The sequence below is a fragment of the Cupriavidus sp. FW306-1B-F12B genome (genome assembly GCF_058781795.1).
In genome coordinates, this window is the sequence record NZ_JBYSXC010000033.1 from 1 (window position 1) to 11,044 (window position 11,044).

Here is an 11,044-nt window from a genome sequence, read left to right on the forward strand (position 1 = left end):
CGCCAGCGGGGCCGCGGCCTCCGGCGTGGCCGGCGAACATCGCCGCCACCGCCAGGCCGGCGCCAGCGCCCCGCCCGCCAGTGGCACGCAGCAGTAAGGACAGCGCATGAACCCCTCACGCCTCTTCATCGAGCGCCCGGTCGCCACGGCGCTGCTGATGCTGGCCATCCTGCTGTCCGGGCTGGTGGCGTACCGGCTGCTGCCGCTGTCGGCGCTGCCCGAGGTCGATTACCCGACCATCCAGGTCACCACGCTGTACCCCGGCGCCAGCCCGGACGTGATGACCTCGTCGGTGACAGCGCCGCTGGAGCGCCAGTTCGGCCAGATGCCAGGCCTGAAGCAGATGTCGTCGTCCTCGTCGGGCGGCGCTTCGGTGATCACGCTGCAGTTCGAACTGACGCTGCCGCTGGACGTGGCCGAGCAGGAGGTGCAGGCCGCCATCAACGCCGGCAGCAACCTGCTGCCGTCAGACCTGCCGATGCCGCCGGTCTACAGCAAGGTCAACCCGGCCGACGCGCCGATCATGACCATCGCCATGACCTCGGACACCATGCCGCTGCCCAAGCTGCAGGACATGGTCGACACGCGCGTGGCGCAGAAGATCTCGCAGATCCAGGGCGTGGGCCTGGTCACCATCAGCGGCGGCCAGCGCCCCGCGGTGCGGATCCAGGCCAACCCGGCCGCGCTGGCTTCGCTGGGCATGTCGATCGACGACCTGCGCACCGCCATTGGCGCGTCCAACGTGAACGGCGCCAAGGGCAGCTTCGACGGCCCCGCGCGCGCCTCCACCATCGACGCCAACGACCAGCTGCGCTCGGCCGACGAATACCGCCAGATCATCCTGGGCTACAAGAACGGCGCGCCGATCCGCATCACCGACGTGGCCGAGATCGTCGACGGCCCCGAGAACAGCCGCCTGGCCGCCTGGGCCAACGACAAGCCCGCGATCGTGCTGAACATCCAGCGCCAGCCCGGTGCCAACGTGATCGAGGTGGTCGACCGCATCAAGGCGCTGCTGCCGCAGCTGCAGAATGCGCTGCCGGCATCGGTCCACGTGCAGCTGCTGACCGACCGCACCACCACCATCCGTGCCTCGGTCGAGGACGTGCAGTTCGAGCTGCTGCTGGCGATCGCGCTGGTGGTGCTGGTGATCTTCCTGTTCCTGCGCAATATACCGGCCACCATCATCCCGGGCGTGGCGGTGCCACTGTCGCTGGTGGGCACCTTCGGCGTGATGTACCTGGCCGGCTTCTCGATCAACAACCTGACGCTGATGGCACTGACGATTGCCACCGGCTTCGTGGTCGACGATGCGATCGTGATGATCGAGAACATCATGCGCTACATCGAGAAGGGCGATTCGCCGATGGCGGCGGCGCTCAAGGGTTCCAAGCAGATTGGCTTCACCATCATCTCGCTGACCTTCTCGCTGGTCGCGGTGCTGATCCCGCTGCTGTTCATGGGCGACGTGGTCGGGCGCCTGTTCCGGGAATTCGCGATCACGCTGGCGGTGTCGATCCTGATCTCGGCAGTGGTATCGCTGACGCTCACGCCGATGATGTGCGCGCGCCTGCTGCACCATGTGCCGCAAGAGAAGCTGTCGCGCTTTCACCGCGCCAGCGGCCGCTTCTTCGACAACGTGATCGAGCGCTACGGCCGTGCGCTGGAGTGGGTGCTCGATCGTCAGAAAGCGACGCTGGCCGTGGCCGTGGCCACGCTGGTGCTGACCGGGCTGCTGTACCTGCTGGTGCCCAAGGGCTTCTTCCCGGTGCAGGACACCGGCGTGATCCAGGGCATCACCGAGGCCGCCCAGACCACCTCGTTCGACGCCATGGCGCGCCGGCAGCAGGCCGTGGCCAAGGTGGTGATGCAGGACCCGGCAGTGGCAAGCCTGTCGTCGTTCATCGGCGTGGATGGCACCAACACCACGCTCAACGCCGGGCGCATGCTGATCAACCTCAAGCCCAAGAGCGAGCGCGACCCCATCGACGTGGTCACGCAGCGCCTGCAGCAGGCCGTGCACGAACTGGGCGGCGTGTCGCTGTACACACAGCCGGTGCAGGACCTGACCATCGAGGACAAGGTCTCGCGCACGCAGTACCAGTTCACCGTCGAGGACCCCGATCCCGCCACGCTGGCCGCGTGGGTGCCGAAGCTGGTGGAACGCCTGCGCCAGGAACCCGAGCTGCGCGACGTCACCAGCGACCAGCAGAACAACGGCCTGCGCGCCTATGTCGATATCGACCGTGACGCCGCGGCGCGCTTCGGCATCACCACCGCGGTGATCGACAGCGCGCTGTACAGCGCCTTCGGCCAGCGGCTGGTGTCGACCATCTTCACGCAGTCGAGCCAGTACCGCGTGGTGCTGGAGACCATGCCGGAATTCCGCAAGAACCCACAGTCGCTGGCCGACCTGCGCCTGCCCTCCTCTTCCGGCGGCCAGGTGCCGCTGGGCGCGTTCGCGCGCATCACCGAACGCACCGGCCCGCTGGTGATCAACCACCAGGGCCAGTTCCCGGCGGCGACGATCTCGTTCAACCTGGCGCCGGGCGAATCGCTGGGCGCCGCGGTCGACAAGATCACCAAGGTCGAGCAGGAGCTGGGCCTGCCGATCTCGATGCAGACCAGCTTCCAGGGCGCCGCGCTGGCCTTCCGCGCATCGCTGTCGAACACGCTGTGGCTGATCCTGGCCGCGGTGGTGACGATGTATATCGTGCTGGGCGTGCTGTATGAAAGCACCATCCACCCGGTCACCATCCTGTCGACGCTGCCGTCGGCCGGCGTCGGCGCGCTGCTGGCGCTGCTGTTGGCGGGGCAGGACCTGGGCATCATCGCGATCATCGGCATCATCCTGCTGATCGGTATCGTCAAGAAGAACGCGATCATGATGATCGACTTCGCGCTCGAGGCAGAGCGCGAGGGCGGCATGAAACCACGCGATGCGATCTTCCAGGCCTGCCTGCTGCGCTTCCGCCCGATCCTGATGACCACCATGGCGGCCCTGCTGGCGGCGCTGCCGCTGATGCTGGGTTCCGGCATCGGCAGCGAACTGCGCCGGCCGCTGGGCGTGACCATGGTGGGCGGCCTGCTGGTGAGCCAGGTGCTGACGCTGTTCACCACGCCGGTGATCTACCTGGCGTTCGACCGCGTGGCCACGCGCGTGAAGGGCTGGCGCAAGCGGCGCTTCGGTGATCCGGAGGAAGGCGGCACGGGCGAGGAGCCGGTGTAACGATGAATCTCTCGGCTGCCTTCATCCACCGCCCCGTCGCGACCGCGCTGCTGACGCTCGGCATCCTGCTGGCGGGGCTGGCCGCGCTGCGGCTGCTGCCGGTGTCGCCGCTGCCGCAGGTGGATTTCCCGACCATCTCGGTATCGGCGTCGCTGCCGGGTGCGAGTCCTGAAACGATGGCCGCCACCGTGGCGACGCCGCTCGAGCGCGCGCTCGGCACCATCGCCGGCGTGACCGAGATCACTTCGAGCAGTTCGCTCGGCTCCACCCGCGTGACGCTGCAGTTCGACCTGTCGCGCAATATCGACGGCGCCGCGCGCGACGTGCAGGCGGCCATCAATGCCTCGCGCGCGACACTGCCGACCAGCCTGCCCAACAACCCGACCTACCGCAAGGTCAACCCGGCCGATGCGCCGATCATGATCATCGCGCTGACCTCGCCGACCATGACGCGCGGGCAGCTGTATGACGCGGCCTCGACCATCCTGGCGCAGAAGCTGTCGCAGGTCGATGGCGTGGGCCAGGTCACCATCGGCGGGGCCTCGCTGCCGGCGGTGCGGGTCGAGCTGAACCCGACCGCGCTGAACAACTACGGCATCTCGCTGGAGGATGTGCGCAACACCATCAGCGCGACCAATGCCAACCGGCCGCTGGGGACGCTGGAGAACGCCGCCAGCAACTGGCAGGTCTACGCCAACGACCAGGCGATGAAGGCGGAAGACTACATGCCGCTGATCATCCGCTATGCCACGCCGGGAACCTTCTCGTCGACGTCGGCGGGCGCGCTGATTGCCAGCACCGCCAACGCCGCCGCCAGCGGCGGCGTCAGCACCAAGGTGGTCAACGGCGTGACCGTGACCACGCTGACCACCAGCAGCGGCACCACCACCATCACCAGCGGCGCCACCGGAGGCACCAGTGCCACCAGCGGGCCCAACTCGTTCGCGGTGCCGGTGCGGCTGCGCGACGTGGCCAATGTGGTCGACTCGGTGCAGGACATCCGCAACGCGGGCTCGGCCAACGGCAAGCCATCGGTGCTGCTGGTGCTGAACCGCTCGCCCGGCGCCAATATCATCGAGACCGTGGACCGCGTCAACGAGATGCTGCCGCAGTTGCAGAAGATGATCCCCGCGGCAATCTCGATGGACGTGATGATGGACCGCACGCCCACCATCCGCGCCTCGCTGCGCGAGGTAGAGAACACGCTGATGATCTCGGTGGCGCTGGTGATCATGGTGGTGTTCGTGTTCCTGCGCAATGTGCGCGCCACCTTGATCCCCAGCGTGGCGGTGCCGGTGTCGCTGATCGGCACGTTCTCGGTGATGTACCTGGCCGGGTTCTCGCTGAACAACCTGTCGCTGATGGCGCTGACCATCGCCACCGGCTTTGTGGTCGACGATGCCATCGTGGTGCTGGAGAACATCTCGCGCCATATCGAGGAAGGCATGAAGCCGCTTGCCGCGGCACTGCGCGGGGCGCGCGAAGTGGGCTTCACGGTGCTGTCGATGAGCCTGTCGCTGATCGCGGTATTCATCCCGCTGCTGCTGATGGGCGGCATCGTCGGCCGGCTGTTCCAGGAATTCGCGATCACGCTGTCGGTGGCGATCCTGGTGTCGCTGGTGGTGTCGCTGACCACCACGCCGATGATGTGCGCACGGATGCTGCGCCCGCCCGAGCCGGAGCAGCAGGGCCGCTTCTTCCGTGCCACCGAGCGCATGTTCAAGTGGCTGCACGATGGCTATGCGCGCTCGCTGTCCACGGCGCTGCGCCTGAGTCCGCTGGTGTGGCTGGTGCTGATCGCCACCATCGCGCTGAACGTGTACCTGTACGTGATCGTTCCCAAGGGCTTCTTCCCGCAGCAGGACACGGGCCGGCTGATCGGCTTTATCCGCGCCGACCAGGCCACCTCGTTCCAGGCCATGCGCGGCAAGCTCGACAATTTCATCAAGATCGTCCAGTCCGACCCCGCCGTGGTCAACGTGACCGGCTTTACCGGCGGTTCCCAGCGCAATACCGGGCAGATGTTCGTCACGCTCAAGCCGCTGTCGGAGCGCAAGGAATCGGCCGACGCCATCATCGCGCGGCTGCGCGGCAAGCTGTCCAAGGAGCCGGGCGCGAGCCTGTTCCTGCAGTCGGTGCAGGATATCCGCATCGGCGGGCGGCAGAGCAGTTCGCAGTACCAGTTCACGCTGCAGTCGGACGACCTGGAAGTGCTGCGCGCGTGGGAGCCCAAGGTGCGCGCCGCGTTGTCGAACCTGAAGGGGCTGGAGGACATCGACACCGATACCAACGACAAGGGCCTGCAGACCTCGGTGATCATCGACCGCGATGCGGCCTCGCGCCTGGGCGTGACCGCGCAGCAGGTGGATGCGGTGCTCAACGATGCCTTCGGCCAGCGGCTGGTGTCCACCATCTACCATCCGCTGAACCAGTATCGCGTGGTGATGGAACTGAGCCAGGAATACCTGCAAGGGCCCGATGCGCTCAAGGACATCTACGTGGTCACCGGCAACGGCAACCGCGTGCCGCTGGCGGCGTTCGCGCGCGTGACCCCGTCCAGCACGCCGCTGGGCGTGAACCACCAGGGCCAGTTCGCGGCCTCGACGATCTCGTTCAACCTGGCCGAGGGCACTTCGCTGTCGCAGGCGACCGATGCGATCACGCGCGAGATGGCGCGCATCGGCGTGCCGGAGACGCTGCGCGCCAACTTCCAGGGCGGCGCCAAGGCGTTCCAGGATTCGCTCAAGAGCCAGCCGATCCTGATCCTGGCGGCGCTGATCACGATCTACATCGTGCTGGGCGTGCTGTATGAAAGCTATGTGCATCCGCTGACGATCCTGTCGACGCTGCCCTCCGCCGGCGTGGGCGCGCTGCTGGCGCTGCTGGCATCGAAGACCGACTTCAGCATCATCGCGCTGATCGGCGTGATCCTGCTGATCGGCATCGTGAAAAAGAACGCGATCATGATGATCGACTTCGCCATTGATGCCGAACGGCGCGAGGGGCTGTCGCCGCGCGACGCGATCTACCGCGCCTGCCTGCTGCGCTTCCGCCCGATCCTGATGACCACCATGGCCGCGCTGCTGGGCGCGGTGCCGCTGGCGATCGGCCGCGGCGACGGCGCCGAACTGCGCGCGCCGCTGGGCATCTCCATTGTCGGCGGGCTGGTGGTAAGCCAGTTGCTGACGCTGTACACCACGCCGGTGGTCTACCTGACGCTGGACCGCTGGCGCCTGAAGGTCAAGGCCTGGCGCCAGCGCCGCCGTGGTGCCGGCACGCCGGACCAGCCGGCCGCCGTCTAGATTTGCGAAGACTCGACATGACAGTTCTTTCCCGCTTCCTGACCCATGCCCTGCCGGTGCCGCTGGGCTGTGCGCTGCTGCTGGCCGGCTGCGCCGTCGGCCCCGACTACCAGCGCCCCGACGCGCCGGTCTCCGCATCCTTCAAGGAGGCCGATGCCGCCACCCCCGACTGGACCGGTGACTGGAAGCCCGCCGAGCCGCAGGATGCGCTGGCACGCGCCGACTGGTGGACCGTGTTCGGCGATGCGCAGCTCGACGCGCTGATGTCCGAGGTGCAGATCTCGAACCAGAACATCAAGGCCGCCGAGGCGCAGTACCGCCAGGCAGTGGCGTCGCTGCAGGCCGCGCGCGCCGGCTTCTTCCCGACCGTTGACGCACAGGCCGGCGCCTCGCGCGCGCGCGGCGCCAGCGGCAGCACGCTCAACGGGCAGAGCGCGACCCTGGGCGCAACCTGGGAAATCGACGTCTGGGGCCGCGTGCGGCGCCAGGTGGAAAGCAGCGAGGCCAGCGCGCAGGCCAGCCAGGCCGACCTGGCCTCGACGCTGCTGTCGACGCAGGCAACGCTGGCGCAGAGCTACTTCCTGCTGCGCGTGGCCGATGCGCAGAAGGCCCTGCTGGACCGCACCGTAGCCGATTACCAGAAGTCGCTGCAACTGGTGCAGAACCAGTATGCGGCGGGCACCGCGCAGCGCTCGGACGTGCTGCAGTCCGAGACCCAGCTCAAGAGCGCGCAGGCGCAGCAGATCGACATCCAGATCACGCGCGCACAGCTGGAGCACGCCATCGCGGTGCTGGTGGGCAAGCCGCCCGCGGCGCTGACGCTGGCCGCCGACGACTTCCGCACCGCGCCGCCGCGCGTGCCGGCCGCGGTGCCGTCGCAACTGCTGGAACGCCGCCCCGACATCGGCGCGGCCGAGCGCCGCATGGCCTCGGCCAATGCGCAGATCGGCGTGGCGCAGGCGGCCTACTACCCGACCCTGTCGCTGTCGGCCAGCGGCGGCCTGACCGCCAGCACGCTGGCGCGTTGGATGTCGCTGCCGGACCGGATCTGGTCGATCGGCGGCGGCCTGGCCGGCACGCTGTTCGACGGCGGCCTGCGCAGCGCGGCCAAGGCGCAGGCGGTGGCCGCCTACGACCAGACCGTGGCCAACTACCGCCAGACCGTGCTGGGCGCGTTCCAGGAAGTCGAGGACAACCTCGCCGCGCAGCGGCTGCTGGAACAGGAAGCGGTGGTGCAGAACGACGCACTGCGCTCGGCGCGCGAGGCGCTGGCGCTGGTGAACAACCGCTACCGCGCCGGCACCGCTGGCCTGCTCGACGTGCTGACGGCGCAGACCAGCGCCTACACCGCCGAGCGCACCGCGCTGTCGATCGCCGGCCGTCAGTACACGGCGGCGGTGGTGCTGATCAAGGCGCTGGGCGGCGGCTGGCATGCGCCCGGTGCGGAGGCTGCGCCGGCACAGGCCGGTACGAACCAGGCCGTCAGCCAGCGCTAGCCGCAGGCGCGCGCGGCAGCGGCTGTTGGCAGATGCGCTCGCGCAGCCAGGTGGCGGCCTTGCCCAGCGGCCGCTGCTTGTGCCAGACCAGTTCCATCGCCACCGGCCAGTCCTGCTGCTGGAATGCCAGCGGCGGCGTCACCAGCCGCGCCGCCGCCGGCGAATTGGCCACCACGTGCCACGGCACGAAGGCCCAGCCCAGCCCGCGCTTGACCAGTTCCACGATCACCCACTGGCTTTCCACCCACCACACGTCGGCGGCCACGCGCAGGCGCATCTTCTCTTCGCTGTCTGAGCGGGTGGCGACCATCAGCTGGCGATAGCGCTTCAGTTCCTCCCAGTCCACGCGCTGGCCGGCCAGCGGATGCTCGGGCGCGCACAGGATCTGCATCGGCACCCAGCCCAGCGCATGGAAGCCCAGCGCCGGCGGCAGCACCTCCTGCCGCCACATGATGCCGAGGTCGGCGCCGCCCTCCAGGACCAGCCGGCTGACGTCCTCCATCAGCGGAAACAGCAGCTCAAGCTCCACCGCCGGGAAGCGGCTGGAGAACTCTTCCAGCAGCATGCCCAGCGTCTCTTCCGGATAGAGCTCATCCACCGCCAGCACCAGCCGCGTCTCCACGCCCTCGCCCAGGCTCTTGGCCACGCCGCGGAAGTGCTCGCAGCGCTCCAGGATCACACGCGCCTCGGCCAGCAGCCGCTCGCCCGCGGGGGTCAGCACCGGGTAACGGGCGGAGCGGTCGAACAGCGCGTTGCCGGCGTCGATTTCCAGGTTGGACACCGCCGCGCTGACCACCGACTGCGCCTTGCCCAGCCGGCGCGCGGCGGCCGAGAACGAGCCGGTGTCAGCTGCGGCGACGAATGCCTGCAATTGCTCGATGGAGAGGCTCATAAAGTACTTTCCATGTTAATCTATCTGTTTTGCAGATAGTATCCAACTTGGCAATCCCTACCCAGCAGATAGACTAGCTCCCATCGCGTTTGACACGCAAGGAGGAACAACGATGCGCAAGACCTGGGACCGGATTCGCCACGCCATCGGCTTCGAGGTGGTCGGCCTGCTGATTTTCGCGCCGCTGGCCAGCTGGGCCTTCGGCTATGAACTGCACGAGATGGGCCTAATCGGCATCGTCGCCTCGCTGATCGCCACCGGCTGGAACTACCTGTACAACGTGCTGTTCGACAAGGGCATGCTGCGTTTCACCGGCCAGCTGCGCAAGTCGGTGCCGGTGCGCGTGCTGCACGCCGTGCTGTTCGAACTGGGCCTGCTGGTGGTGTTTCTGCCGTTGGTGGCCTGGTACCTGGACATCAGCCTGGTCGACGCGCTCATCATGGACATCGCCGTGGCCGTCTTTTACATGGTCTACGCGCTGGTGTACAACTGGCTCTACGACACTGTCTTCCCGGTGCCGTCGCTGAAAGCACAGCCCAAGCCGGAAGGCGCCGCACTTAGCTAAGCGCGGTTTTTCCTGACCCCGGAGGCGTCACTCCGGGGTCTTCCCCGTCTTGCCGCATCCGGTCGAATTGTTATACTCCATAACAAATCCAATTCGACCGGAGGCAGCGCGCCCGCGCTTGCGTACCGGCGCATCCTGCACGCGGGGGAGACACCATGAAGATCGCAATCGCCGGTGGCGGCATCGGCGGACTGACGCTGGCGCTGCTATGCCACCGCCACGGCCTCGAGGCCGAGGTCTGGGAGGCCAGCGAAACGCTGCGCCCGCTGGGCGTGGGCATCAACCTGCTGCCGCACGCCGTGCGCATCCTGTCAGAGCTGGGACTGCGCGACGCGCTCGCGGATATCGCCATCGAGACCTCGTCGCTGTCCTACTACAACAAGCGCGGCCAACGCATCTGGCATGAGCCGCGCGGGCTGGCGGCCGGCTATGACTGGCCGCAGTTCTCGATCCATCGCGGCGAGTTCCAGATACTGCTGCACCGTACCGTGGTGGAGCGCCTGGGCGCCGGCGCCGTGCATACCGGCCATAGCTTCGAGACCGTGCTGGACACCGGCGCGGGCGGACAGGCGCGCTTTGGCCTGCGCCGCCGCAGCGACAATGCCGAGGTCGAGGCCAGCGCCGATGTGCTGGTCGGCGCCGACGGCATCCACTCGGCGGTGCGCCGCCATTTCTACCCCACCGGCGACCTGCCGCGTTTTTCGCGCCGCCTGCTGTGGCGCGCGGTCACCGAGGCGCCGCCCTACCTGGACGGCCGCTCGATGTTCATGGCCGGGCACCAGGACCAGAAGTTCGTGGCCTATCCAATCTCGGAACCGCTGCGCCGCCAGGGCCGCTCGCTGGTCAACTGGATCGCCGAGCTGCGCGTGCCCGACAGCGTGCCCGACACCCCGCCGCGCAGCGACTGGAACAAGCAGGTCGACAAATCCGTGTTCTGCGCCGCGTTTGCCGACTGGCGGTGGGACTGGATCGACATCCCCGCGCTGATCGACGGTGCCGGGGCGATCTACGAATTCCCGATGGTCGACAAGGACCCGCTGCCGCGCTGGACCTTCGACCGCGTCACGCTGCTGGGCGACGCCGCGCACCCGATGTACCCGATCGGCTCGAACGGCAGCGCCCAGGCCATCCTGGACGCGCGCTACCTGCTCGACAGCCTGCTCGGCACGCCCGACACCGGCTACGCGCTGCGCGAATACGAGGCCGAGCGCCTGCCGCGCACCGCCGGCATCGTGCTGCGCAACCGCATGAACGGGCCCGAGCAGGTGATGCAGCTGGCCGAGGAACGCGCGCCGCAGGGCTTTGCCGACATCGACCAGGTGATCCCGCGCGCGGAACTGGAGGCGATCTCGCTGCGGTACAAGCAACTGGCGGGATTCGACCGGCAGTCGATGCAGGGCAACAGATGAGCCAAGGCCAATGGTTTCGGGTGCTCCAAAACCGCCCGAACCAGCCTAAGCAAGGTGTTCTCCCTCTCCCGCAAGCGGTGTATAGACCGGGGACATAGGTAACACCTGTTCGGGGACATGGGTAACACAACTAGACTGGCTGGCAGTGTCT

Annotated in this window: 6 protein-coding genes; 5 read left to right on the forward strand and 1 reads right to left on the reverse strand. The window is 67.9% G+C overall.

Translation table 11 applies throughout. The features are described 5' to 3' along the window. Window positions 1-106 precede the first annotated feature (106 nt). From AC3WLE_RS30220 to AC3WLE_RS30230, 3 genes are read left to right on the forward strand one after another with little or no spacing between them, the layout of a single operon-like run. Entirely contained in the window at window positions 107-3,229 is a 3,123-nt protein-coding gene (locus AC3WLE_RS30220; RefSeq protein ID WP_492357579.1) for an MdtB/MuxB family multidrug efflux RND transporter permease subunit, read from the forward strand. Window positions 3,230-3,231: 2 nt separating this feature from the next. Then, window positions 3,232-6,531 carry an efflux RND transporter permease subunit gene (locus AC3WLE_RS30225; protein WP_492317622.1) on the forward strand — a complete coding sequence of 1,100 codons (3,300 nt, stop codon included), beginning with the start codon at window positions 3,232-3,234 and terminating at the stop codon, window positions 6,529-6,531. A gap of 17 nt (window positions 6,532-6,548) precedes the next feature. After that, window positions 6,549-8,027, forward strand: a complete 1,479-nt coding sequence (locus AC3WLE_RS30230; RefSeq protein ID WP_492357580.1) for an efflux transporter outer membrane subunit — start codon at window positions 6,549-6,551, stop codon at window positions 8,025-8,027. On the opposite strand, the gene AC3WLE_RS30235 is transcribed toward AC3WLE_RS30230, so the two are convergent. Beyond that, window positions 8,014-8,919 (reverse strand): LysR family transcriptional regulator, encoded by a 906-nt coding sequence (locus tag AC3WLE_RS30235; protein ID WP_010812185.1) that lies wholly within the window; start codon window positions 8,917-8,919, stop codon window positions 8,014-8,016. The two genes, AC3WLE_RS30230 and AC3WLE_RS30235, sit on opposite strands and share 14 nt — an antisense overlap. Window positions 8,920-9,031: 112 nt before the next feature. Between AC3WLE_RS30235 and AC3WLE_RS30240 the strand changes: the two genes are divergently transcribed. Both AC3WLE_RS30240 and AC3WLE_RS30245 read left to right on the forward strand, forming a co-directional pair. Beyond that, window positions 9,032-9,484, forward strand: a complete 453-nt coding sequence (locus AC3WLE_RS30240) for a PACE efflux transporter (RefSeq protein WP_035817661.1) — start codon at window positions 9,032-9,034, stop codon at window positions 9,482-9,484. 155 nt (window positions 9,485-9,639) lie between these two features. Then, window positions 9,640-10,893: a flavin-dependent oxidoreductase gene (locus AC3WLE_RS30245; RefSeq protein ID WP_492357581.1), complete on the forward strand. Its 1,254-nt coding sequence runs from the start codon at window positions 9,640-9,642 to the stop codon at window positions 10,891-10,893. Window positions 10,894-11,044 lie beyond the last annotated feature (151 nt).

Bases quoted from the DNA above. Each gene is read 5' to 3' on its own strand.
- AC3WLE_RS30220 (WP_492357579.1), top strand. From the start codon at position 107: ATGAACCCCTCACGCCTCTTCATCGAGCGCCCGGTCGCCACGGCGCTG.
- AC3WLE_RS30225 (WP_492317622.1), top strand. From the start codon at position 3,232: ATGAATCTCTCGGCTGCCTTCATCCACCGCCCCGTCGCGACCGCGCTG.
- AC3WLE_RS30230 (WP_492357580.1), top strand. From the start codon at position 6,549: ATGACAGTTCTTTCCCGCTTCCTGACCCATGCCCTGCCGGTGCCGCTG.
- AC3WLE_RS30235 (WP_010812185.1), bottom strand. From the start codon at position 8,919: ATGAGCCTCTCCATCGAGCAATTGCAGGCATTCGTCGCCGCAGCTGAC.
- AC3WLE_RS30240 (WP_035817661.1), top strand. From the start codon at position 9,032: ATGCGCAAGACCTGGGACCGGATTCGCCACGCCATCGGCTTCGAGGTG.
- AC3WLE_RS30245 (WP_492357581.1), top strand. From the start codon at position 9,640: ATGAAGATCGCAATCGCCGGTGGCGGCATCGGCGGACTGACGCTGGCG.